This is a genomic window from Luteolibacter pohnpeiensis (assembly GCF_016595435.1).
In the GTDB taxonomy this organism is placed as follows: Bacteria; Verrucomicrobiota; Verrucomicrobiia; order Verrucomicrobiales; family Akkermansiaceae; genus Luteolibacter; species Luteolibacter pohnpeiensis.
In genome coordinates this window covers 74,185-98,555 of sequence record NZ_JAENIJ010000005.1, presented here as the reverse complement: position 1 = coordinate 98,555, position 24,371 = coordinate 74,185, and the positions used below count along the sequence as shown (strand labels likewise).

The window sequence follows — 24,371 nt, the reverse complement described above, 5'->3', positions numbered from 1 at the left end:
CGATCATTTTTTGGAAGAGACGACCTTATCAATGAAGGGTTCGATGAGTGGCATGGATCCGTTCAAGATCGAACCATGATCGAATCCCGGCATTTCATGGAATTCGTGCATTGGCTGGCCGAGATTGGTCAATGTGATATCTAACAACGCGTTCTCTTCGACCCGAGATTTCCATTCAATTTTCCGGTCTCCGGTGATCAGGCAGATGGGTGGAAGCTCTTTCGCTGAATAATAAAGCGGTGCGTATTCATCGATGATCGGGCGAAGCGAATCGCCTGTGTCGCCTCTTAACTTTTTCACCGTGAAATGCGTTGTGACCTGCGCGCTCACCGGGATCAAACCGGCGAGATCATGGATCGAAATGCCATATGGCTTCAACCACTGCGGATCCATGCCGATCATCAAGGTGAGATAGCCGCCAGCGGAATGGCCGCCGACAAAAACTTTTTTCGGGTCACCGCCATACTTCGAAATATTCTGAATCGTCCATGCCGTTGCGGCAGCCGCATCTTCCAGGAAGCAGGGTAACTCACCCTTGGGGGATAAACGATAGCCTACAGCCACCAGATTGATTCCATGATCCTTGAGATTCGGAAATTCCCGATGTCCACCAGTCAATCCCCCACCGTGGAACCAGATCAGTGTTGGGGCTGCAGGGGCATCCACCACGTGATAGATATCCAGTTTGCACTGCTCCTTCTGATACTCGGTGGCAGTTGCCAGAGCTTTGGAGTCATAGTATGAAATACCAGTTTCGACCGCCGTTTTTGTCTCGGCATTTGCTTGAAGCAATCCTCCGAGGGTCACCCATGTCAGAAAAAGAAACAACCTCATGCCCAAAGCCTGAGAACCCATCCGCATGCCGTCAAGGCGGCTCTGAAAGTCTGCTTGTTTGACAACTGTAAGTCCTTGCTCACCCTATAACTACCCATTTGGGGAGTGCTCGCGGCTTGTGTGAGATCATCCGCCAACTCAATCTCCGGGTGGAGAATCCCGAACATTTTCCACAGCCTGCTATGAATTCAACGATCATCCGTTCCGCCCTGCTGGCACTTTCTTTGACCCAATTGATGAGAGCTGCTCCGTTACCTCCAGAAATCGAAAATGCCGAAGCCCTTGGAGAGAACAAGGAAGCCTGGCATGCGACTTTGATGCCGTATGCCGATTTAAAGGAAGCACTCACCGCTGACCGATATACATCAAGTTATGCCAAATCGCTGAACGGGACATGGAAGTTTCATTATGTCAATTGGCCGAAAGACCGACCTGAAGATTTTTACAAACCAGAGTATGATGTAAGCGGATGGGACGATATTGCAGTCCCATCGAACTGGCAGGTGAAGGGATACGGCACTCCCTATTATCGCAACTTCGGATATACCTTCAAGATCGACCCGCCAAGGGTCATGTCCGAGCCACCGCGCAACTACACGGCCTACGAAGAGCGCAATCCAGTTGGCAGTTATGTCAAAACCTTCGAGATCCCTGAGAACTGGGAGGGTCGCCGGGTGCACATTAATTTCGATGGCGTCGACTCCGCCTTTTTCCTTTGGATCAACGGCCAAAAAGTCGGCTACTCCACCAACTCGCGCAACGTCGCCGAGTTTGACATCACTCCTTACATCAAGCGTGGCGAAACCAACACGCTTGCGGCGGAAGTCTATCGGTATTGCTCAGGATCTTACTTGGAGGATCAGGACATGTGGCGGCTCTCCGGCATCTTCCGCAACGTGACTCTCTGGGCGCCCAACGAGGTGGCCATCCGCGATTTCACCGTCGTCACAGATCTCGACAAGGCCTACCGCGATGCCGAATTGAAAGTGAGCGCCATCATTCGGAATTCCGGTAAAGAACGATCAAAATCCAAGCAACTGATCGTCGGTTTGTACGATCAATCAGGCAAACCCGTGCCTGGCGTTTCGGGTAAAGTCACGGTCGACGCCTTGGACCCGAACAGCGAGACCACCGTTTCGGTGAACCTTAAGGTTTCGGATCCGTTGAAATGGACTGCGGAAACTCCGAATCTTTACACCGTGGTGCTCGGCTTTACTGGTGATTCACCCATTTCATCACGGGTTGGATTTCGCAAAGTGGAGATCAAGGATCGGGTCTTCACCATCAACGGCGTCCCGGTTAAACTCAAAGGTGCCAATCGCCACGAACATTGGCCCGATAGCGGACACACGGTCACCCGTGAGCAAATGATCCGCGATATCGAGGTCCTCAAGCAAGCGAACTGCAATCACGTCCGGACCTGCCATTATTCCGACGATCCACAATGGTATGAACTCTGCGATGAATACGGCCTCTATTTGGTTGCTGAGGCAAACGTTGAATGCCACGGCATGCAATCGATCTCCGATGACAAGCAATTCGAAAAAGCATTCGTCGATCGCAATGTGGCGAATGTTGAGAACTTCAAAAATCATCCATCCGTCGTCATCTGGTCACTCGGTAACGAATGTGGCAGAGGTCAGAATCTGCGGAGCGCGCTGGCTGCAGTCAAAGCAATCGATGATACCCGGCCGACTCACTACGAAGGATTTGGCATTGGTGGCGGCAATCCCGCAGACATCGACAGCCGGATGTATGCCTCCATCGATGAGATGAAACAGGCAGCCCTTTCCAATAATCTAACAAAGCCATTTTATCAGTGCGAATACGCCCACGCGATGTTCAATTCGATGGGTTCCATCGGCGAATACAACGATGTATTCGACAAATATCCGCAATTGATGGGCGGAGCAGTTTGGGAGTGGATGGATCAAGGCTTGTGGAATCGCCGCAATCCAAACCGGATCTATCTCGCCTACGGTGGTGGATTTGGTGAATATCCAAACAACCATTATTTCATCCACAAAGGTGTCGTCTTCTCGGATCGCTCACCGAAACCCCACTACCCGGAGATGAAGCGCGCCTATCAATGGATCGCTTTCGATGCAGTGGATGCCGCAACTGGTAAAATCAAAGTTAAGAACAAATTCGCTTTCACCAACATCGGCAAATACACCGGCACCTGGAACATCACTGAGGATGGCAAGGTGATTCAATCCGGAGAAATGCCAGCGCTTGATCTCGCACCAGGTAAAGAGAAAGCGATGACACTCGGCGTAAAAAACATCCAAGCGAAACCCGGTGCCATCTATCATCTGAATTTAACCGTTTCCCTCGCGAAAGACGAGCCATGGGCAAAGGCGGGTTACGATATTGCGAACGGCCAATTCGAAATTCCGGTTTCCCGCCCTGCGGAAGTCGCATCTGAAGCGACGATGAAGCCGCTCAAGCTTGAAGACGGATCGGACGAAATCAACGTCACCGGTGAAGGATTCTCTGTGAGTTTTGATAAAAACTCCGGCACCATTTCCAAATTGATCGAAGGGAATACCAACCTTCTACTTCCGAATGGTGGACCCAAACTTCATCTCTGGCGCTCCGCACACCGCAACGACGACGACTACGCCGCCGGCCTCTGGAGCCAACTTGGTTTGGGCACCATGAAGACCGATGTGTTATCGATCAAAGCCGATCAAGTGGATGACAAAACCGTCCGTGTCACTTCCTCGATTCTTCTAACCGGAAATCGTGGTTTCACCGTCAACCACACCGCTGCATTTCTGGTGTGTGGCGATGGCTCCGTCACCGTGGACAACGCGGTGGTATGCTCTGACACACAAGTGAATCTCGCAAGAATGGGCGTTCGCATGTTGCTGGATAAACGCCTGAATGGCGTTGCCTATCTGGCTCGTGGTCCGATGGAAAACTATTCTGATCGCAAACGTGGATCGGACATCGGTTTCTATACCAGCACGGTTCCAGACATGATGACTCCGTATTCCAAACCGATGGAAAATGGCAATCACGAGGATCTTCACTGGTTGGCACTCGGCGGTGATGGCATGCCACAACTTTTAGTCCAGGCACTTGGGCAGCCGATGCAATTCTCCGCCTTGCCTTATTCCGATGAAGAAATGGACCCAGCCGAGTATTTGGTCGATCTTCCGGAAAGCAGTCAAACCGTGCTTTGCCTCGGTTCCAAAACTCTCGGAGTCGGTTCAAACAGCTGCGGGCCTCGCCCCCTGCCCCAATATCGCGTCTACTCTGAACCAGCGGAATTTTCCTACAGCCTGAGGGTTCTGCCGGAAGGCGAAACCAATGTTCGTGAGATCGCCCGCGAGCTTCCTCCGCAAAACCGCGCGCATCCGGTGCTCGCTTCACGCGATAAGGACGGAAACGTCGAACTGAGTGCCGAGGGAGACAAAATCTCCTATTCCACTGACGGTAAACTATGGACCTCGTACTCGAAGCCATTTCCGTTGAAGAAAGCGGCCTTGCTTTCTGTCCGCAGCAATGCGGCAAATGGGCAGAGTATTGAGAATTCCGTTCACTTCCCTGCTTTTGTGGATCGACGCAATTGGAAAATCCGCGCAAGCAGCTATCAGAAGAACGAAGGCGAGCCTGAGCATGCCATTGACGACGACAACTCCACGATTTGGCACAGCAGCTACAACCCACAAGTGAATGGTCCTCACGATCTCATTCTCGATCTCGGCGAAGAAACCAAGATTCAAGGCATCAGCGAGCTTGCACGAAATGACAGCTCAAACGGTCGCGCGAATCACTATGAGGTTTATTGCAGCACCGATGGTAAATCATGGGGTGACCCAGCTGCGAAAGGCTCGCTTCCAAACGAAGACTCCCGCCAGACCATCATGCTGAAAAGCCCGCAGTCCGTTCGCTATATCAAGTTTGTCATTCTGGATGACCACTCGAATGGCGATTTCGGCTCCGTCGCGGACCTCAGCATCGTCCCGGTCGATTGATCGCAGATCGAGCCTATAGTTTTTGAATCACCTTTCGGGCGAGCCTTTTACCAGGTTCGCCCGATTTTTTATGATATCGCCAAAAACATTCGATCACCCACATCAGATTCACTTAGCGTGACGGAGCGGTCGTTGCCCTTATGCAGACGACTGAAGATAAAATCCGAAGCGACATTAGACCTACCACCATCATCGAAACCTTCATCAAAACGCCTCAATGAATCCTTAGCCCAGCAACTTGCGGCCAATACAATATCCTCATCTCGACACGCTTCGATGTAAGAGTTCAGCACTTCCCGAGGATACTTTTCATCCTCATCACATTCGGTCAAGAGCAAGCAGGAAAAATCAGAGCAATAGACATTAATTTCATTTTTCAGCGCTCTACTTTTATCCTTAAACTAACCCCTCGATGCGTTTACCCAGCCTACGGAATTCGGCAAGCTCGATTCTTATAAAAGGCCTGTCCCGAATGGCACGGGATTAAGCCCGTGCCATTCGGGCCTGTCCACTTTGTCATGAATATTCCAGCGCGCCACTCAGGAGACCGTTCGATTTTTGCGATAGCTACGCACCTGGCTCTATCAAGAAGCTCCTTGGAGTAAAGCTCTAGTCCGCCTAACCCATATCTGGACCTGCTAAAAAAACAAAGTTTTTTACACCGATCCATGTGTCATTACTAAGAATATGCTTACCTCATTTTTCGGTAAGTGCGGGAGGAATAGTGATAATTTCCAATGCCTTGAAATCCTTTTCTGGGTTCTTAAGAAACTCTGAAATATCAGCACCGGAATCGATAATAGCAACATCCAATACCTTTAACGCATCAAACTCAGAATCTATAACCACATCTATTGCTCGGGCATTACCGTAATTGTCATACTCTTCCAAACTATCCAAAAAAATCCACATTACGGGTCTACCCTTCAAATCTTTATGACCAAAACCATCATAGTGTCTTGCTCTAAAAATGCGCCCTCTTATCCTAACTAAAGTCTGAAAATCCCAAATCGGCTTTTCACGGACATCTATCAACCGAATTAAAATCGAATTATTGATACGAAATGCTTGCTCAGGAACGAGTCTTTCAACAGCTTTAACTGGAAAAACTGACACAATGAACAAAATCAAAACTTTAGAAAGAAGCTCCATACCTTATTTCAACTATCGACTCCGTTATAATATTAAAAAATTTGTGCCATTCAGGCCTGTCCCTCTGTCATGTGTCCCTCTGTCATGAATCCTCGATCAAGGGCTAGTCTTCACGTTCAGATAGTCTAGCGGTGATTTGCCTGAAACATCCTTGATGGATAAGTCGGCGCCTTCGGAAGTAAGGTAATCCAAGGCTTCCTTTCCTCCCCCTCCATAGAAACTCGCACAGTGAGCAGGCGTCATCCCTTGGAAGTCTTGCGCATCAACATCGCTGCCCGCGCGAATCAGAAAATCCGCGAAATCTTTCAAGCCTCCGTTAAACACTCCTTTGGAAAAGACAAGATGCAAAAGGGTTCTGCCTTCAAACCCATCTGTTTGCTTCGTTAGTCTAGGACTAGTTGAGACGGCCCTTTTGAATTCCGCAATATCACGCTGATTGAGCAGCTCTACCGCTCTCGGAAAGTCTGGCTTCCTGGATCTTCCTGAACAGGATATGGAATGAAGGGTTAAGAACACGGCTGAGGCCAGAAGAGGGAGCGAAAATATCTTCATGTTATCTAGGTTGCTCTTTAGTAAGTATCGATCGGTGCAATTTCTACACGAGGCGCCCCGCCAGTCTTAGGGACAAGGGCGGCCATCGATCTAGTCTTGCTGCCTTTGACATTGAAAGGGTGAACCCAACCTCTTCTCTCTAGCCTGAGGAAGCGTCCTTCTTGCATGAACTGATACCGATCATGAAGCCACTCTTGCCGAAAGAACGGGGTCCTGTGCGCCATACGGGGGTCACTAAACCCATACCGATCTTCCACTGAGAGTGTCACGTCACCTTCAAAGAACCAGTTTTCCTGCTCGCTAACCGTGCATCCTTTTACGTTAATCTTCCATCGGATATCATGGAAGGCTGAGAAGAGATCCCCCTGACTCGGATCTAAATTGTGGTTAATGAACGTGCCCTTATGGTCTATATCTCCCTCACCATTCGCTCTGATCACGCGTGCAAGCTCATCTTCGTAAACCTCATTGAAGCCGGGGTTGTCCCAAATTCGATCCATATCAGTTCCATTCAGGGTGAGATCGTTTCCGCCGCCGTGCAGGTAGTGTCTCAGCAACTTCGAGGTTAGCGGGCGGGGGATTTTCTTGATGCCTCCGCGGCCGCGTTCAGGGTGGCTAGAGCCTCGACGTCTTCCGCGTACTCGCGAGCCTCGCGCTCAGCTTCTTCAACTGACCTTCGTGTTCCAGAGCCTGGAATCCAACCTTCTCTGCGATTCACCCAGTCCCAGAAGTCCAAGCCTAGGAAATCCCAACGATCTACACTGTCGTTCCCGATGAATCCATACAGGTTCATCCCACCCCTCTCCTCAATCGGATCCCTTGATGGCCATCTGCCGGTGATTGGATCGTAGAAACGATAACCGTAATACAGTAGTCCTGTCTCAGTGTCCTGAAGTTTGGTTGAGAAGCCGAAGTCCGGCACGCCGGAAAGCAGACTACGTTTCATCACCACATTGCCAAATGGATCGTAGTCGTTTTGACGGGCTAACGCTCCGGTCTGGCTGGTCCAGGCGAGAAGGTTGCCATTCGCGTCATAGCTTGGAACGAAGTGATTGTCCGGAGCGGTCGTGGAGGAACTGTAGTAGCTGCTTGCCAGCAAACCTCCGACACCACCTGCGGCCTGGAAATCAGCTGGTCCTATTACTTTCCCTGAAGATCCCATGTCTGGCCCCCACAGGTTGTTCCATTTGAGGCTCATCGCTCCCATCGAGCTGGCGGTGCCAGTCCGAGTGCCGATCGCTACCGGGTTCCAACCATCGTACAGGTAGAGCATGTCGGTGACACTATCCAGATTTGGCTCCTTGTGCAAGGTTTTATTTGCATAACAGCATCTAGCCAGCCCAGTATCAATCGCGGTATCCTGAAATTCGATTTTGTTCTCGTGCCATTCAGGCCTGTCCCGAATGGCACGGGATTAAGTCGCATGGATCGGTGTAGAAAACTTCGTGTTTTAGCAGGTCCAGATATGGGTTAGGCGGGCTAGAGCTTTGCTCCAGGGAGCTTCTTGATAGAGCCAGGTGCGTAGCCATCGTAAAAATCGAACGGTCCTCTGAGTGACTCGCGGGAAGGCTTGGTTGATGAAGTTATTCGCTTGCTGGTAGGGTTCGCCTTCGCGGATCTTTGCGGTTATGCCTTTCAATCGAAAGGGTCTTCATGGCGCTGTTGGATTTTTGCCGGGTGACGAAGTTGATGCCTCGATGCTTGAGGCGGGCCCAGGTGGCGTAGTCGATGCAGGCTTTGTCCCAGAAGTAGATGACTTTTTCACCTTTCCGGGCTTGATAGCGCAGGGATTCTACCGTGGTTCGCTGGATGATGGTGGCGTCGTGTTCTTTCTTTTTGCCATCGGCCGGGCGGCTTGAGTCGATATAACTCAGGTGGTGGTTGCGGAGGTTGATGCGAAAGAAGTGGCCGGTTTTTGTGTGGCTGATGCAGCGCTAAATGCCGAGCACCGTGAAGTCGGGATCGCTCAAGGCGCGGCATTCGTCGCGGTTTTGGGAGTGAGGGTAGAGTTCTTCGATGGGGATGAACATCCCAACATGTATTCGTTCAATCAGCTTGGTGAATCACGAAACACGGCCCTGAAAAAATCTCCACAAGAGGACGGGCGCAACTTTTCCTCGAACGAACCGACCTCCCGATCAAAAATGTTTGCTGGCTGGTAGGCTTCAACAATACCGAGCAGATGCGTGTGGTTTTCCAACGCTTGCTCGGCATGGCTCCGGGAGAATACCGGAACCAGCGTGGCGGCGGTCGCGGAATCCATTCTCAAATCTAGATGCCCCGAATCGATTGAGCTAAACCCGCCGCATCGCCCGGCTTAACCCAAAAATCCCGTTAGGGGACTGGTCGCACTGGCTTCGTCGAGAACTTCAGGCAGGCCGAGCTCAAATGCTTCACGCCCGGCGTTGACGGCATGCTTGAAAGCGATCGCCATGCGCGATGGATCACTGGCAATGGCGATGGCGGTATTCACCAGAACCGCATCCGCCCCCATCTCCATCGCTTCAGCAGCGTGGCTTGGCGCACCAATTCCCGCATCAACTACGACAGGCACCGTAGCTTGCTCGATGATGATACGAATCTGGTCACGAGTTGCGATGCCGCGGTTTGAGCCGATCGGAGAACCAAGTGGCATCACGGTGGCGACACCCACTTCCTGCAGGCGTTTCGCCAACACCGGATCGGCATTGATATAAGGCAGCACGGTGAAGCCCTCTTTCACGAGAATTTCAGCGGCTTTCAGAGTTTCAATCGGGTCCGGCAGCAAATACGTCGGGTCCGGATGGATCTCGAGTTTCACCCATTTCGGCAAGCCAGCAGCTGCGGCCAGCCGGGCTAGACGAACCGCTTCCTCGGCATTCATCGCGCCACTGGTATTCGGCAGGAGCAGGTATTTCTCCGCATCAATGAACTCGAGAATATTGGCGTAGGGGTCGTGCTTGCCGGTTAAATCGGCACGGCGCAGGGCGACGGTGACGATTTCCGCGCCACTGGCATCGAGCGCATCGCGCATGTTTTCGTTCGAAGAAAACTTTCCGGTCCCTACGAAAAGCCGAGAACGGATTTCACGGTCGGCGATGATCAGTGGCGATGAGGTCATGTGCGGAAAGAATGGGGCTGGAGGCCGCCGGGATCAAGCGTCAGAGAGCATTGCCATTTCCTGTTTGAGCCAAACCTCGAACGCAGCGTGGTCGTTCAAGTCATACTGCCAGGTCCGGAAGCCAAATTTCCGACCGGCCTCCGCATTGGCAGGCATGTCATCCATGTAAATCGTGCGGCTCGGATCGAGATCGTATTTCTGGATCGCGTGGTGATAAATCTCCGGCTGGGGCTTAATGAATCCGGTTTCGTGTGAAAAAATCGCACCTGAAAAAACCTGAAAGTCCGGATAGTGGCTCAGAATCCACGGATGATGGATGGCGTTGATGTTGGAAAACAGAATCAACCGGTGACCATCCGCTGCGAGCGAGCGGGCAACCGCCCACATCGGCTCGTTGGGGGTGAAAATTCCGCGCCATGAATCACGGAATTGCTCGGGAGTTGCCTCACTTTCGAGAATGTCGAGTGCCCAATCGATGTAGGCATCCGCTCCGATTTTACCGGTTTCAAACTCATCCTTGCGCTCCAGCAGCACACCGAGTTTTTCACCCGGATTTTGCACGCCCGGGGGCAGCAATTTGCTGAGTGAGGATTCAAAATCAAAATCGAGCAGCACCCGGCCGATATCGAAGAGGAAGGTCATTTTTGCAGTTGGTCGAGAATGTAACGGGCGCCCACCATGGCACCCGAATTGCGATTATGGCGAACGAGGGAGTCTTTCATCTGACGCCAACCCTGGGCGTCGTTCTCTAACATTTTGGAAATCTGGCCCTGCAATTGTTCCGGGGATTCCGCCAAACCACCAGCGCCCAGCATTTCCAACAATCGGAGATTCCCCTCCTCCTGGCCGGGAACCAGATGATGAATCAACATCGGGCACCGCGCGGCGATCGCTTCGTGGACGGTCGCGCCACCCGCTTTTCCCACCACCAGATGGTGGCTGTTGAGCAGGCGTGGTACTTTGCGTGTCCAGCCGATCAATTTCACCCGCCCTGGATATTCCAACTGAATTTCGCGCGCCCGCTTGTAGAGCAACCGGACGTTTTTACCGAGAACGATGGTGAGCTTTGAACTTGGAGAAGCATCCAAAATCGCGCGACTATGCCGACGGATGAACGGTTTGCTGGCTGTCGGGAAATAAAGCACGCGGAAGGTGCTACAGTCGTTGGTATGGCAAACTGGCTCCAATCGCGAAAAATCCGGATGAACCGGGAATCCTGTGTCCGCAACCTGATCGGCGGCAATGCCTTCATGAACGAGCATGTCCTTCGTCGCCGAATCCGTGACCAGAAAATGATCCGTCGGAGCACGCGACCAGGCGGCATTGATTTCAAGCGAATCGGTCACCACGGTGAACACGGGCACGCGTTTGCCGGATTTCTCAAAATGCCGTTCCAGGAAATAGGGGTAAATCGGATAGGTGCTGATCACCGCAGCCGGTTGGTATTCATCGACCAAACGCGCAAGATAACGCTCCGGCTTGCGCATCAGCGGAAATCTCTGGCGGCGGAAATCGCACTCGCCTGTCGATTGGTAGATCCGCTCCCAAAGTTTCGGGAAATGCGTGGTGATGTAGCGGTAAATACTGCTGATCAATCGGGTCGCACGAGGGCCAGCCAGCATGCACGGATCGCACACCTTTGCCTCAATGCCTTCCATATCGAAAGCAAGTCCGAGATTTCTGGCGGCGCTGTTGTGCCCTTCTCCGAAGGCGGCAGTAACGATAAGCAAACGGAGTGGATCAGGCATGGGGCAACTTGCGCCGAGGTTGTAGAGGCCGCTTCCGCTCCCGTCCATTGGCTTTTTCACCGAGATGGGCCACGCGCGTGGATCAGGTCAGCTTTCCGAGCACCATCATGCAAAACCATGGGCCTTAAAACGGCCAAACCATCGGGATGATCGAGCAGGCGATGACCCAGCAAGTGATGTTAAGCGGAATCCCGACTCGCAGGAAGTCCGTGAATCGATAGCCGCCCGGACCATAGACCATCATGTGAGTTTGATATCCCATAGGCATCGAAAACGCCATCGAGGAGCCTACGGTGACAGCAATGATGAAGGGACGCGGATTGACGCCGAGTTCGTGGGCCAAGGTGACAGCGATGGGCACCATCATCACCGCCGTCGCGTTGTTCGATAAAATCTCCGTGAGCAGCACGGTCAGCAAAAATGCCAGCCACAGCATCACGATGGGCATGTGCGAAACCGGGACAACGCCTTCCGCCAAACTCACCACGCCTCTCGCCAAAAAGTCAGCGGTTCCGGTATTTTGCATCGCCATCCCGAGCCCCAGCAGTCCGTAGAGCATCAGCAATACCTGCCAATCCACACTCGCATAGGCCTCACGCGGCGACATCACCTTCAACCAGAGCAAGCACAGTGCCCCGACCAATGCTGCGTAGTGAATCGGAATTTTCGGAATAATCGGCACCAGCGGATGCAGAAAATCCGTGAGGGTGGCGGTGAGCACCACGCCGATGAGCGCGGCCCAGGAATAAATCACATGCCGTCGTGAACCCGCGGGCTTCTCGGGCTTTGGCAGCTTATCATCGGGCGTATCCGTCAGAACGAAATCGCGGGTCGCCTTGAGCGCCTCAAGGTTATTCAGCGCTGTAATCACCAACAAGGTATCCGCGCTTTCGAGCGGAACCTCGGCAATGCGACTGGTGATATTCAGGCCACCCCGATGGACTGCGAGAACCACGCAGTTGTATTTTTGGCGGAAATCCGAAGCGGCAAGCGTCTTTCCGAGCACCGACGATTCATCCCTGACCACCAATTCCGAGACAATCCCATCGACGGTCGAAAGCAATTGCGCACCGATTTGCGAAAAAAGCTCCCCCGCCTTGGCACCGCCTCCCTTGCGACGGTGAAGGGCAACCAGAAACCGGTCATTTTCTTCCACCACCAATTTCGACAGCGGAATCATGAGCCGCGTGCCTTTTCGGCGAACTTCCATCACGTGGATGCCGGAATCGCGATCGGCGAGCAGGGTTTCGAAAAACTTCTTCCCGACGAGTTCCGAATCGCCGGTGATGAGCAAATGGTAAAGCGGCGAAGTCCGATGGTCGATTTCCAGGCTGCCGGTGATCGACGAACGGGACGGCATCAATTTCGGCCCGAAAATCACCAGATAGCCGATCCCCGCAATCGCCACCGGGACACCGATCGGGGCGAGTTCAAACATGCCCATCGGCTTTTCCCCCATGTTCTGCAGGGTCCCGTTCACCAGCAAGTTGGTTGAGCTGCCGATCAAGGTGCAGCATCCGCCGAGAATCGACGCATAGGACAGTGGCATCAAAAGTTTCGAAGCTGGGATGTCCTTGCTACGGGCAAATCCAAGAGTCACCGGCAGCAAAATGGCCACGATCGCGGTGTTGTTCATCCACGCGCTAAAGAAGGCAGAGAGCACGGCGAATGAGAAAATTGCGATCCGTAGATTGCCAGACAGGCGGCTTTTGAGGATGCGGCCGATGTGATCCACCGCGCCCGACTGTTCCAAGGCACCGCCGATGATGAATAGGGCTGCAATGGTGAGCGGCGCTTCATTGCTGAAAACGGAGGCCATTTCCCCCATCGGCACCAGGCCAAGGGCAACCGTCAGACACAGGATGCTGACGGCAAGCACATCCGGAGTGGCCCATTCGCGAATGAAGGCGATGAGTGTGAGGAGAATCACCAGCAAGGTGAGCGCGATGGGCAAAGTCATCAGTGGATGGGTTTCCGCGAGAGGCTTACTCCAATGAATCGCCGGTCGCCGTTTGGCAAGGTTCGTATGAAGCGACCCTCGGAAATTGCCATTTGCAGGAACCGGCTCTTGCCGCCATCACCGTACTGAAACATTCTCGGTGATGGTCCGCCCCAGAATTTCCACCAACTTTGCCATTTCGGCTGATGGAAAAATATCCTCGATCCACCATCGACCGTCCGGCTGGACTTCCAAACAAGATCACCAGCGACTCCTTGAGCTGCGGCAAAATGCCGATGCCCTGATGGTTGGTCGCGGAACCTTGGAGCATGACCAAATGACTCTTACCGGCCCGCGCAACCCGCTCCGTTGCATCATTTCGAGAACTGGAGAGCTTGATCCAACTCACCCGATTTTTTCGAAACCGGGCGGCCCCATCCACCTTTTGGTGACGAACGGCGAAGGAAAGTCATTACCTCAAGACCCCAGACTCACGATCCACACCGGAACCTTGAAGGATTTCATCCATTCCTTGGCGGAAACCCATCACGTGAAAAACCTCCACTGTGAAGGCGGCGGCCAGTTGGTCAACGAACTCGCGCAGCTGGACTTGATCGATGAATTTCATCTCACCGTCGCAGCGCACACCCTTTTTGGCGGCGCGGAATCACCCACCACCACGGGAAAACCGGCGAACTTTTTGCCGGCATCCCGCCACTTTAAAATCAGCTATTTCGAGCCAAGAACCGACCTCGGCGAGTGCTTTTTGAGCTACTCGCGAGCTTAGACCGGCTTACTCAGCATGCTCTTTGCCAGCTGGCTCACCTTGAGGCGAATCGTGCCCCGGTTCGGCAGGCCCGGCTTCATGCTCGTGCTCTTCCGGCTCGTGCAGCTTCCGGGTTTCACTGAAATCGTGGCGTTCGCACGAAACTCCTAGAAAACCGATAGACAAGGCGATCAACAAAAATTTCATAGGGGGCCTTCATAGCTTCTGGGAATCCGAACGCAACCCCCAACACGCGAATCCAGTCATCGAAGTGCCCCCAAATGTTCAAGTTGGCAATTTTGTTGATACCGGATGCGCGGTAGAATTCATTTTTCGAACCAATTCGCGACCTCCCGAGCCGCGCGTTCATGAGTTCCGGGATCACCGAGCCTCGCCGCCGTTTCCAGAAGACGGTGCTGCAATTCGTGCCGCTCAGTTGGATCTTGAAGAAAGTTTTTCAGCACCGGCACCACCTTCTCAGCTTCTGCCTCCGCCTGTATGAACTCGCGGACCACTTCTTCATCCGCCAGAATGTTGACGATGCCGATGAAACGAATTTTCACCAGCAATTTTGCCAGCACGTAGGTCAGACCTGCCACCTTGTAAACCAGGCAGTAAGGAAGTCCGAAGTAGGCAGCCTCCAGGGTTGCGGTGCCACTTGCGATCACCCCGCATCCCGCCCGCTGCATCAATTCGTGGGCGCCGCCTTGGGTGACTTTGATCAAATCCGCAGCCTCTGCCTCGGCGAGTAGCTGGTCCAATTGCTGGCCAAGCTTCATCGAAGCCGCGGGCACCTCAAATTTCAAATCGGGTCGCCATTCGCGAAGTTGCTTGGCGGATTCGATCATCAACGGAAACAACCCCGCCAATTCCCGTTCGCGGCTTCCCGGGAACAGACCGACCAGATTTTCATCACGCAGCAGCCCATTGCTCCGCAATGGCTCCAGTTCATCCACCAACGGATGGCCCACAAAAGTGGTCAGTAGACCCGCATCCTGAAGGATCGGCTGCTCGAATGGGAACAGACACAGCATTTGATCCAATTGCTCCACCATTCTCGGGATCCTGCGCTTGTTCCAGGCCCATACTTGAGGACTGATGTAATAGACCTGCCGGATCTCCGGGAATTCCGCTTTCACCGCCTTGGAAAACCGAAGGTTAAATCCCGGATAATCAACGAACAGTAAAACTTGAGGACGGAATTCACGCACCTCATCCAACATTTCATTGAATCTTTGCTTGAACCAGCTATAACGCTTCAGCACCTCCCAGATCCCCATGACTGCGGCATCCTCCACCCAATCGATCAAGCGATCGCCAGCAATTTCCCGCATTTTTGGGCCACCACGGCCGGCTATTTCCACCCCCGGGCACAGTTCTGTAAGGGATCGCAACAGTCCTGCACCATGCGCATCCCCGCTCAATTCTCCCGCTACCACATACAACCGATTGGACATGCGCTGATCTTCGTTCAATTGTCCCATCTGAAAACTGAAAACTGACAAGTTATCGATCCCGAAAGTTCCGGGTTGCTTTCATAGCCACAACGCATTTCCATCAAGTCCTCCGCAGGAACGCAAATCCCGATCATGTCTCTAGACCGTTTTGACACAGCAAGCCCATTTGGTGAATCCAGCCTGAACACCGGAAAATTCGAGCAGTTCATGGACCGCCACCAAAAAGGAGTCGCGGTCCTCGCCGTTGTCGCCGTGCTGGGGGCAGCTTCGTTTTTGATCTATCGGAGCTTGGAAAACAACAAGGAGATCACCGCCGGTGAAGCCTTGGTCAAAGCTGAGAAAATCGCTGATTTCCAAGCCGTGATCAAAGAAAGCCCGGACACCACGGCCGCCGGTAGCGCGATGATGCTTTTGGCCGACCAGCAGTGGACAGAAGGCAATCCTGACGATTCGGTCAAAACCTTGAAGGATTTCCTCAGCAGCCATCCTGACCACCCCGCCAAACCAACGGCAAAAGCCAGTCTCGCCTCCAAATTGGTTTCCCAGGGCAAATCCGACGAAGCCAAGAAGCTTCTCGAAGAACTGGTAGCCGACCCATCCGCCCGCTACATCGCCCCCTACGCACTTATCTCACTGGGCGATATTTCCAAAGTGGCGAACGATCTGGACCAAGCGCAATCCTACTATGAGCGTGCTCGCAACGAGTATCCTTCGAGCTCATTTTTCAGCACCGCAAACGATCGGATCTCGAGCTTGAAAGCCAAGCCGCCCGTTGAAATTGATGCGCCACCGGCTCCGGATCCAACCCTGCCGACTCCGGGCAATCCTACCTCTTCCCCATTTCTCCAGCCATCCACCAATCCGCCTGCGGGAATGTTCCCGACGGAAGGTGATGTGCCGGCAGATCCAACACCCGAAGATTTGCTCCCAACTACTCCAGAGCCTCCTACAGCTCCGGAATTACCGGTTGAGCCAACTCCAGCAATGCCGGGCAATGAGGGAAATCCTCCTTCCGGGTCATGATTCTTAATTCGATTTGACATCCATTCACCTCAACCATTTGTTAGCACCGTGTTCAAAAAAGTAATTGGCCAAGATCTCGGCGATCCATCTCGCCCAACTCCTCCAGAAGCACCACAACCAGCAGCTCCTGTTGCCCCTGCGGCTCCTGCCTACGCAGCCGCTGCTCCAGCTGCCGCCCCTGCGCCAGCCGCACGCCCGCAGGCTGCTACGACTCGCAACGTTCTCTCTTCCGACGTCGAAATCAAAGGCACTGTCAAGTTCACCAATGATCTTGTCGTCGATGGCAAAATCGAAGGCGAAATCACCTCCGAAGGAAATCTTACGATCGGCGAAAATGCTCGCATCAAAGCCGAAGTCAAAACCGGAACCATCGTGGTTTACGGCAAAGTGCACGGCAACCTCACCGCTGCAGATCGCATCGAACTGAAAGCCAGCGCTGAAGTCGTCGGCGACATCAAAGCAAAAACGCTTTCGATCGAAGCCGGTGCCATCTTCGTCGGTAAGTCCACCGTCGGCACTCCAGCTCAAGCCCCTGCATCCGATAAATCATCGGCCAGCAAGCCAGCTGCCGCAACGAGCGCTCCACAGCAGGGCACCCTTGCCGGGACCTCCAAGTCCTAACCTTCACGCCGCTTCATAGCTAAAAAAATGGCCGATGAGCCGAAGCGCCATCGCATTGAGTTGACGTGCCCCGAATGCGGGCACCGTCAATGGGAACCGGCATTGGTAGTCTCTACCCAATGCCGGGGCTGTCGCGCCAATTTTCAAGTGCGTGATGGTGCTGCCGTCTCCCGCCCCAAACCATCCACTCGACTGGTTGCGAAAAAACCAGTCCAGCCGCAAGAGCCTACTCGCCAACCCAAGGCGGAATCATTGGGTTCTTCTCTCATCCCCCGATCCCTCCCCAAACCGCAGCATCCACTGTTGCGATTTCTTTGGGGCAGGAAACAGATGCGGGAAATCACCTGCTTCAGCTGTGGCTTTGTCCACCAGGCACCAGCCGAGGCCCAATCAAGCCAGTGCCCGCGCTGCAGCGGCTACATCAGCCTCCAGGATTACGAAATCGCTGAGGCATGGAATCGACGGATTCAAACTCGTGGCAATGTGGTCATCCTCAAGACCGGCCATGTTTCCGGAATTACCATTCAATGCCACCACCTTACGGTTCTCGGCGAGCTCGCGGGATCCGTTGATTGTTCGGGGAATTTGATCATCCGCTCGCACGGCAAAATTCTCGGCAAGGTCAATTGCGACCAGCTCCGCGTCGAAAAAGGGGCCAAAGTCGAATTCCTCAACCCGGTCAGCGCCCGCAGTGCATACATCGATGGTCAAGTTCGTGGCCAAATTAGTTGCAGCGGACCGGTGACTCTGGAAAAACGCGCCCGCCTTCAGGGATTGGTCCGCACCACTTCCCTGGTGGTGAAAAGTGGTGCCAAGCATACCGGAACGATCGAAATGGTTCGCCCGTCTGCTTGATCCAGCCTTAATTTGTTCTAACCATCTGTCATGCAAGCCTCCCTGGACCTCAAAGAGGAAATTCTCGCCCTCAAAAAATCCCGCAATGCCGTCATTTTGGTGCACAACTACCAGACTGGTGACATTCAGGACCTCGGTGACTACGTCGGAGATTCGCTCGGCCTCGCTTATCAAGCGAAAGAAACCGATGCCGACGTCATTGTGTTCTGCGGCGTGCATTTCATGGCGGAGACAGCGAAGATTGTGAATCCGGAGAAAATTGTCGTTCTACCAGACAAAGATGCCGGTTGCTCGTTGGAACAATCCTGCCCCGCTCCACAACTTGAGGCATTTCTCAAAGAAAACGCGGACAAGAATTACTACGTCATCGCTTACATCAACTGCTCCGGAGCGGTAAAAGCACTTTGTGACGTGATTTGCACTTCCGGCAATGCGGTGAAAATCGTGAATCAAGCACCTGCGGATCGCCCGATTCTCTTCGTCCCGGACGAAAACCTCGGTGCATGGGTCATGGAGCAAACCGGCCGCAAGATGGATCTCTGGAAAGGCAATTGCTACGTCCACGTCGAGTTCACGCGCGACTCGATCCATGCCATCAAGGCAGAGTTTCCCGACGCATTGGTCGTCGCCCACCCGGAATGCACCCAAGCCGTGCGACTCTTGGCGGACGAGGTTTGTTCGACCGAAAAAATGGTGACCTACGTGAAAAACGCGCCGGTAAAAAACATCATTGTCGTCACCGAAAGCGGCATGTTGCACCGCTTGCGCAAAGAAGCCCCGGATAAAAATCTCATCGCGGGCCCTACCGATCGATGCGCTTGCGCCGATTGCCGCTACATGAAAATGAATACCTTGGAGAAACTCCGCGATTGCTTGGAAAATCTCGAGCCACGCGTGGAGATGGACGAATCGATTCGCAAGCGCGCAGAAGCCCCACTGCTCCGCATGCTTGAGCAATCGAAGTAAGAGTGATCTTTCAAATCACCCAGTGAAGGCCTGCCTCGGCGCATGACTGATGGAATCGCCATGCCCCGAGTTAGGACTCTCATCGATTTTTCGGCCTAATCAGAGAGCTGAAGTGATCAGATGTTAGAACACATCATACTTCACCACCTCCATCGTCCAATCGGAGAAGGATTTTTTCAGGCTCATGATTCCAAAGGTTCCGAAATCATAATGGCAACCTTCACCGTAGACGCTGTCGGCGGAAACATTGAAGGTCCATACTGATCCATCCGGAATGGATCGGACGGGACTCGTCTCAATTTTACGTTCCAGCTCTTTCGGAGTTAAATCTGCATTTCCCTCCTCATGCTGTTCCTGCCAATGACGGAACAGCCCACCACTGGCGACAATGCGGTTCATCAATGGATTGGGTCCGGAAGCATGTTGGTGACCTCGAAGCACTGCGTGAATCTTCTGTTTTTCCGTGCTGAAGGATTTCAACAGATAAGCCGTACTGGACTCACCAAAGATCAATGAGCGTCCATATCCTAGCGATGGTTCATCACCAAAAACCGTAAAATCACTCCACATAAAGCCTAACAAATTAGGCGAAGTTGGGCCTTGTGGCGTGAAATCCTTCAACCTGGTCTCTGCCAAATTCAGGACTTTCGGATCATCCCCCAGCCAGCCCTGATGACTCTCGGAGTAGGTTTTCTGGTGGATTTCTCCAAGGAATTGATATCGGGTCGTTCCGGACGAAGCCAACAATGTCTTCGGATCGTATCCAGGCTCCATGCCACCATGATTCATTTGCACAAAATCCGATTCCGTTCCCAGATAGATAACAACGGGCAAAAGATCATAGAGGTGCATGGTTTTTGATATATCAATATCAGAACCGTATTTTGCCTGAAGCTCCTTGACGAATCCATACTTCGCATTCATCCCGAAGTGCTCGTGATTGCCGCGCGCGAACTGAACTCGTTCAGGATTGGCAAGTTTAAGGCGCATCAGGGTGTAAAGAACTTCCACACCGTATGAACCTCTATCTGTGAAATCACCGGTAAAGCATAGATAAGCGGACGGATCTATTACCTTAAAACCATCCAGCACCTTGCGTTTGCGCAACTCATCGAGAGTGATCAAGAGTGAGTGAATATCACCATGCAAATCTCCTTGAATATAAACCTTTGAGCCAACCGGAAGTATTAACTTCTTAGCAAAAGGTTGAAAATTGAATTTCTTATCCTGATAGAATCCAGACTCATATTTGAAAAATTCCGCTTTGGGAGAAGCGCCAACCCATAGTTTCCGATCCCCGATTGAACCGTCCCGCTCCGCTTGAATGAAGGTGTCGAGCATCTGATCAAATTCCTCATAACTCTTGAGAGGTAGCGTATCAGAGTCGGGAAACTTCCCTTTCATTTGGCGATTCGTAGGCATTTTTTCACAGGCTTTGCGCCATTCATTGAAGTTAGGTAGGGTACGGGTAGTCTGTGCAGTGAGAGTGCCAAGACTGATTAGACCTATGCAGAACAATTTTAAGATCATCTCGGGACCGAAATAGCAGTCCGCCGCTTGGCAGTCACCCCTAATTGGCGTATTAAGAAGAAGCAAAAATCTTCCACTCTTGATCAATCTATAATTTGTGCATAATACCCACAAATGAGTAAATGTTCTGCATAACCGTTAATGCTTCATCATGAATCTTGCTTATCTTGACACAAGACATGCTCTGAGTCTGCTGCTGCTCGCTTTAGCTGTTGGGATTCTCAGCCTGATGGCACGGCAGGCAGCAGGACAAATGGTGCGATCACCGGAAGAATTCCGGAAACGTTGGATACGCCGAATTGCCGAGCATCCACTCGCCATTCTTTTCCAGAACGATCGAGACGGCTCCATCATCCGCAAATGGGGAATCACATTCTCAAGACTGGCCCTATTTTACGTGATTTTCTCGTTTTCGACCGCGATCGTGTTACTGAGCTTGCTGATTATGAATCACTTGGGATTTCACGATGCAATCGCCCCGATCGCGGAGTTTCTGGCAAAATTTGAATCAGGACTCTCATGCTGACAAGGGGGCCATTCAGGAGTGGTCGAATTCCCAAACCGATTTTGCACTGTTTCATCCGCCCCCCCTGTGCCACAGTTCCGCCGCATGCCAAGGCAACGTGATCCAGACGAACCCAAGATTTATTTTCTCCCCAATCTCATGACCGGGGCGAACCTCGCATGCGGATTTTTCGCGGTGCTGATGATTTTCAAAGGCATGATCGAGGTGCAAAAAAGCTCTGGGAACGGGGTTCTCACCGCCAAGGAATACTACGAAATCTCCCACAATTACTACGAATACGCGATTCTGCTGATCTTTGGGTCCTGCCTGTTTGACTTGCTGGACGGCAGACTGGCGCGGCTTGGCGGACAAGATTCCCCCTTCGGCCGGGAATTCGACTCGCTGGCCGACATCATCTCGTTCGGCATGGCCCCCGCCATGCTGGTTTCAAAAGCCGTTCTTTTCCCATTGGGCAACATCGGCTGGGGAATTGCACTGGTTTATCTTCTCTGCGGAGCCATGCGATTGGCTCGATTCAACTGCTTGGCAGCCATCCCGAAAAAGCCCGGGGCGGTTGTCGACAATGACTTCCGTGGCATCCCGATTCCGATGGCTGCCGGTTTCATCGCCTCGCTGACTTTCCTGATCATCGATTTACACGAAAACGACCGCCAGCTCGGCGCCTGGAAATTCGTTCTCGCGGGCGTCATGCTCGGACTCTCCTGGTTGATGATCAGCGACATCCGATACCCGAGCTTTAAAAAAGTGGATTGGAAAACGCGCGGTACCTTGAGCGCCGTGATCTTCGCCATCCTGCTGCTCGTGATCACGGTCCAGTTCCGCTACGTGATGCCAGTGGTGCTGTTCAGCATTTATCTTGGCTACGGTTTCATCCGTCCTTGGCTTTCCGCCAAACTTCGCAAAGGCATCGAAGTGGAGACGGAGCCGGATCCTGATGCGAATGCCGCCTCGCCCCCTGCTCTAGCGACTAAGGTGGAGGAAGAAAAGAAGGCACCGGCCAGTAATCCTGATTGATACTGATCCATGTCAAATCCCCGAACCCGGAAGCGTTGGGTAGCGATCCTACTGGTAGGAGTTCCCGCGTGGTTGCTGATCTCCGCCTTAGCAGGCCTCTGGCTTTACTTTTGGAATGAAGGGAAGGAGAAGGCGATCGAGCAGGCTAGATTCACTCAGAATATCTCGGTCCCAAGCTTGCAGGATGATCTGACAAAATTCGTGCAGATCATTGGTGAGCGAAATTTGTCTTCAGAAAAGGCCGCGGCGAATCTTGGCAAAGCATCAGCCATGATCCAAGGCTCACTCGGACCATCCAACACGGGCTACGCGATCATGCTGGAGCGCTCGACCGGTGATTTTCCCATCATTCAGGTCCGCATCACCGGGAAATCGGATCAATCACCGATCTGGGTCGTGACCAGCTACGACTCCAGGCCAGGCTCACCTGGGGTGGAAGCCAATGCCACTGGACTCACGGCCACCATCGCCGCTGCTCAAGCCATGGCTGGCGATACTCCCCTGCGATCGGTTCATTTTGTTTTCCTCCCACACGCCAACGATCCGACAGCCCCCAAAGAAAAGACGCTTGATGGTCTGAAACAGCTGATTGCGAAATCCGCCGATCCATCCGTGGTGATCTATGTTGAGGCGATGGGCGCGCGCGAATCACTCTGGCTGACCGCGCCCGATCCAAACCTCGCAGCTCTTTCGAATACCGGTGAAATCGGAGCGGTAATCGCTATGGATGAGGCATTTCCGGATGGAAACGCTGCCGATTTCGCAAAAGTGCTGTTTTCAACCGGCCTGCCAACCTTACGGGTTGCAACACGTCCCGCCGTGGCTGTTTCAGAGCCGGATGACCAACCCGCACCACCCACAACCGTAGCAGCTTCTGCCGGAAGATTGGTGGATCTGATACGCCGCTGTGCCGCCAAGTAGGTGGACACTTTCCCCAGCATTAAAATTGTCCGTTGCAGAAATAGATCCCCGGTCCAGAATTTCCCAGCCAAAGGCAGGGAATATCTCTAAGAGGGTCCCCTACCTGACGTTTTATTGCCTTCAACCATAAATCCATGCGAGCAACCGACCTTGACCCAACCTTCATTTCGCACGCGCCCGGCTATTGGGCCGACGAAGACACGGAAAAATGGAGCGATTACAAATGGCAGCTTCGCAATCGCGTCAATACCCTCAGCGATCTGGAATCCCGCATCAATCTAACGGACGTCGAACGCGCCGGAGTCCTACTTGCCGGGAACAAGCTGGCGATGTCGATCACCCCTCATTTCTTCAATCTGGTCGATCGCGATGATCCGAATTGCCCGATCCGCCGCCAGATCATCCCTCGCATCGAAGAAGGCTGGACCGCCCCAGAGGAATTGGCGGATCCCTGTGGCGAAGATTCACACATGCCGGTCCCAGGACTCGTGCATCGCTATCCGGACCGGGTTTTGTTTTTGGTCACCGATCGCTGTGCGTCCTATTGTCGCTACTGCACCCGCTCACGCGTGGTATCAGGCGTAGGAGAACAGCACCTGGAAATGAACTGGGAAGCCGCTTTCAAGTATCTGGAACAACACACCGAAGTACGGGACGTGCTGCTCTCCGGCGGTGATCCGCTGTTGTTGTCGGACACGATTCTCGATCGCTTGCTCACCCGCTTGAGATCGATCCCGCACATCCAGTTTGTCCGGATTGGCTCTCGTATTCCGATTTTCCTGCCTCAGCGGATCACGCCGGAATTGTGCCAAATGCTGCGCAAACATCACCCGCTCTTCATTTCCATCCACACCAATCATCCGCGCGAGCTGACTTCTGAAGTGCGCGACGGCCTGGGGAGATTGGCAGATGCGGGTATCCCGATGGGCAATCAGAGTGTCCTGCTACGTGGCATCAATGACTCCGTGGAGGTTCAAAAGGCCCTCGTTCACAAACTTTTGATGTGCCGTGTTCGGCCGTATTACCTCTATCAATGCGACCTCATCACTGGCTCGACTCACCTGCGAACTTCCGTCGCCGAAGGGGTCGAAATTATTGAGGGATTGCGCGGCCACACCACCGGCTATGCCATCCCGCAGTATGTGATCGACGGACCGGGCGGTGGTGGAAAAATTCCGATCAACCCGAACTACATGATCGATTCCGTTCCTGGAAAAGTCACGCTTCGCAACTACGAGGGAAATCTGTTCGAATATCCGGATCCGACTCCAGTTCCTGATGGTGTGATGGAAAAATTGCATCATCGGGCCCTGCACGGCTGCTCTTGATTTCAAGTGCAGTCGCGAGCGGCGACTTTTTTTCGCTAACGGGCAAAAGAAGC

25 protein-coding genes are annotated in these 24,371 nt (G+C 53.0%); 12 read left to right on the top strand and 13 right to left on the bottom strand.

Annotated features, from left to right (window positions below):
- Window positions 1-3: 3 nt before the first annotated feature.
- Window positions 4-834, bottom strand: coding sequence for an alpha/beta hydrolase (locus JIN85_RS04665; RefSeq protein WP_200268116.1), 831 nt, complete (start codon window positions 832-834; stop codon window positions 4-6).
- A 182-nt stretch (window positions 835-1,016) separates the two neighbouring features.
- Here JIN85_RS04665 and JIN85_RS04660 point away from each other — a divergent pair, with 182 nt between their 5' ends.
- Entirely contained in the window at window positions 1,017-4,820 is a 3,804-nt protein-coding gene (locus JIN85_RS04660) for a glycoside hydrolase family 2 TIM barrel-domain containing protein (protein WP_200268115.1), read from the top strand.
- A 68-nt stretch (window positions 4,821-4,888) separates the two neighbouring features.
- On the opposite strand, the gene JIN85_RS04655 is transcribed toward JIN85_RS04660, so the two are convergent.
- The 5 genes from JIN85_RS04655 to JIN85_RS04635 form a co-directional block, all read right to left on the bottom strand.
- Window positions 4,889-5,158, bottom strand: coding sequence for a hypothetical protein (locus JIN85_RS04655; protein WP_200268114.1), 270 nt, complete (start codon window positions 5,156-5,158; stop codon window positions 4,889-4,891).
- Window positions 5,159-5,516: 358 nt separating this feature from the next.
- The gene (locus JIN85_RS04650; protein ID WP_200268113.1) at window positions 5,517-5,972 is read right to left on the bottom strand and encodes a hypothetical protein; all 456 of its coding nucleotides are present in this window, start codon (window positions 5,970-5,972) and stop codon (window positions 5,517-5,519) included.
- A 96-nt stretch (window positions 5,973-6,068) separates the two neighbouring features.
- On the bottom strand, window positions 6,069-6,524 hold the full coding sequence (locus JIN85_RS04645; RefSeq protein ID WP_200268112.1) for an ankyrin repeat domain-containing protein: 456 nt from the start codon (window positions 6,522-6,524) through the stop codon (window positions 6,069-6,071).
- Between the two features lie 17 nt (window positions 6,525-6,541).
- Window positions 6,542-7,081, bottom strand: coding sequence for a hypothetical protein (locus JIN85_RS04640; RefSeq protein ID WP_200268111.1), 540 nt, complete (start codon window positions 7,079-7,081; stop codon window positions 6,542-6,544).
- A gap of 8 nt (window positions 7,082-7,089) precedes the next feature.
- Entirely contained in the window at window positions 7,090-7,833 is a 744-nt protein-coding gene (locus JIN85_RS04635) for an RHS repeat-associated core domain-containing protein (RefSeq protein WP_234047234.1), read from the bottom strand.
- A 319-nt stretch (window positions 7,834-8,152) separates the two neighbouring features.
- Between JIN85_RS04635 and JIN85_RS04630 the strand changes: the two genes are divergently transcribed.
- The gene (locus JIN85_RS04630) at window positions 8,153-8,383 is read left to right on the top strand and encodes a hypothetical protein (RefSeq protein ID WP_200268110.1); all 231 of its coding nucleotides are present in this window, start codon (window positions 8,153-8,155) and stop codon (window positions 8,381-8,383) included.
- A gap of 203 nt (window positions 8,384-8,586) precedes the next feature.
- Window positions 8,587-8,799, top strand: a complete 213-nt coding sequence (locus JIN85_RS22280; RefSeq protein ID WP_200268285.1) for a helix-turn-helix domain-containing protein — start codon at window positions 8,587-8,589, stop codon at window positions 8,797-8,799.
- Between the two features lie 42 nt (window positions 8,800-8,841).
- Here the strand turns inward: JIN85_RS22280 and JIN85_RS04620 are convergent, their stop codons facing one another.
- The 4 genes from JIN85_RS04620 to JIN85_RS04605 all read right to left on the bottom strand — a co-directional run bounded on the left by JIN85_RS04620 (window position 8,842) and on the right by JIN85_RS04605 (window position 13,332).
- The gene (locus JIN85_RS04620) at window positions 8,842-9,624 is read right to left on the bottom strand and encodes a thiazole synthase (RefSeq protein ID WP_200268108.1); all 783 of its coding nucleotides are present in this window, start codon (window positions 9,622-9,624) and stop codon (window positions 8,842-8,844) included.
- A 33-nt stretch (window positions 9,625-9,657) separates the two neighbouring features.
- Complete coding sequence (locus JIN85_RS04615) at window positions 9,658-10,266, bottom strand: HAD family hydrolase (protein WP_200268106.1); 609 nt, start codon at window positions 10,264-10,266, stop codon at window positions 9,658-9,660.
- Window positions 10,263-11,372: an MGDG synthase family glycosyltransferase gene (locus JIN85_RS04610; RefSeq protein ID WP_200268104.1), complete on the bottom strand. Its 1,110-nt coding sequence runs from the start codon at window positions 11,370-11,372 to the stop codon at window positions 10,263-10,265. The genes JIN85_RS04615 and JIN85_RS04610 overlap by 4 nt, the downstream gene beginning before the upstream one ends.
- A gap of 124 nt (window positions 11,373-11,496) precedes the next feature.
- Entirely contained in the window at window positions 11,497-13,332 is a 1,836-nt protein-coding gene (locus JIN85_RS04605) for an SLC13 family permease (protein ID WP_200268103.1), read from the bottom strand.
- Window positions 13,333-13,474: 142 nt separating this feature from the next.
- Between JIN85_RS04605 and JIN85_RS04600 the strand changes: the two genes are divergently transcribed.
- Window positions 13,475-14,098, top strand: a complete 624-nt coding sequence (locus JIN85_RS04600) for a RibD family protein (protein ID WP_200268101.1) — start codon at window positions 13,475-13,477, stop codon at window positions 14,096-14,098.
- A 6-nt stretch (window positions 14,099-14,104) separates the two neighbouring features.
- On the opposite strand, the gene JIN85_RS04595 is transcribed toward JIN85_RS04600, so the two are convergent.
- Together JIN85_RS04595 and lpxB are read right to left on the bottom strand one after the other, a co-directional pair.
- Window positions 14,105-14,284: a hypothetical protein gene (locus tag JIN85_RS04595; protein ID WP_200268099.1), complete on the bottom strand. Its 180-nt coding sequence runs from the start codon at window positions 14,282-14,284 to the stop codon at window positions 14,105-14,107.
- Window positions 14,285-14,403: 119 nt separating this feature from the next.
- Window positions 14,404-15,534 carry a lipid-A-disaccharide synthase gene (gene lpxB / locus JIN85_RS04590; protein ID WP_234047232.1) on the bottom strand — a complete coding sequence of 377 codons (1,131 nt, stop codon included), beginning with the start codon at window positions 15,532-15,534 and terminating at the stop codon, window positions 14,404-14,406.
- Window positions 15,535-15,666: 132 nt separating this feature from the next.
- On the opposite strand from lpxB, the gene JIN85_RS04585 reads away from it, so the two are divergent.
- The 4 genes from JIN85_RS04585 to nadA all read left to right on the top strand — a co-directional run bounded on the left by JIN85_RS04585 (window position 15,667) and on the right by nadA (window position 18,999).
- Entirely contained in the window at window positions 15,667-16,557 is an 891-nt protein-coding gene (locus JIN85_RS04585) for a tetratricopeptide repeat protein (RefSeq protein ID WP_200268095.1), read from the top strand.
- 48 nt (window positions 16,558-16,605) lie between these two features.
- Window positions 16,606-17,178, top strand: a complete 573-nt coding sequence (locus tag JIN85_RS21230) for a bactofilin family protein (protein WP_325108270.1) — start codon at window positions 16,606-16,608, stop codon at window positions 17,176-17,178.
- A gap of 303 nt (window positions 17,179-17,481) precedes the next feature.
- Window positions 17,482-18,033, top strand: coding sequence for a bactofilin family protein (locus JIN85_RS04575; protein WP_200268093.1), 552 nt, complete (start codon window positions 17,482-17,484; stop codon window positions 18,031-18,033).
- Window positions 18,034-18,063: 30 nt separating this feature from the next.
- Entirely contained in the window at window positions 18,064-18,999 is a 936-nt protein-coding gene (gene nadA, locus JIN85_RS04570) for a quinolinate synthase NadA (protein WP_200268091.1), read from the top strand.
- Window positions 19,000-19,122: 123 nt separating this feature from the next.
- Here the strand turns inward: nadA and JIN85_RS04565 are convergent, their stop codons facing one another.
- Window positions 19,123-20,403, bottom strand: a complete 1,281-nt coding sequence (locus JIN85_RS04565) for a metallophosphoesterase (RefSeq protein ID WP_200268088.1) — start codon at window positions 20,401-20,403, stop codon at window positions 19,123-19,125.
- 277 nt (window positions 20,404-20,680) lie between these two features.
- On the opposite strand from JIN85_RS04565, the gene JIN85_RS04560 reads away from it, so the two are divergent.
- The 4 genes from JIN85_RS04560 to JIN85_RS04545 all read left to right on the top strand — a co-directional run bounded on the left by JIN85_RS04560 (window position 20,681) and on the right by JIN85_RS04545 (window position 24,318).
- Window positions 20,681-21,055 (top strand): hypothetical protein, encoded by a 375-nt coding sequence (locus JIN85_RS04560; RefSeq protein WP_200268086.1) that lies wholly within the window; start codon window positions 20,681-20,683, stop codon window positions 21,053-21,055.
- Between the two features lie 84 nt (window positions 21,056-21,139).
- Window positions 21,140-22,069 carry a CDP-diacylglycerol--serine O-phosphatidyltransferase gene (gene pssA / locus JIN85_RS04555; protein ID WP_200268084.1) on the top strand — a complete coding sequence of 310 codons (930 nt, stop codon included), beginning with the start codon at window positions 21,140-21,142 and terminating at the stop codon, window positions 22,067-22,069.
- Window positions 22,070-22,078: 9 nt separating this feature from the next.
- Window positions 22,079-22,990: a hypothetical protein gene (locus JIN85_RS04550; RefSeq protein WP_200268082.1), complete on the top strand. Its 912-nt coding sequence runs from the start codon at window positions 22,079-22,081 to the stop codon at window positions 22,988-22,990.
- Between the two features lie 134 nt (window positions 22,991-23,124).
- Window positions 23,125-24,318 carry a KamA family radical SAM protein gene (locus JIN85_RS04545; protein WP_200268080.1) on the top strand — a complete coding sequence of 398 codons (1,194 nt, stop codon included), beginning with the start codon at window positions 23,125-23,127 and terminating at the stop codon, window positions 24,316-24,318.
- Window positions 24,319-24,371 lie beyond the last annotated feature (53 nt).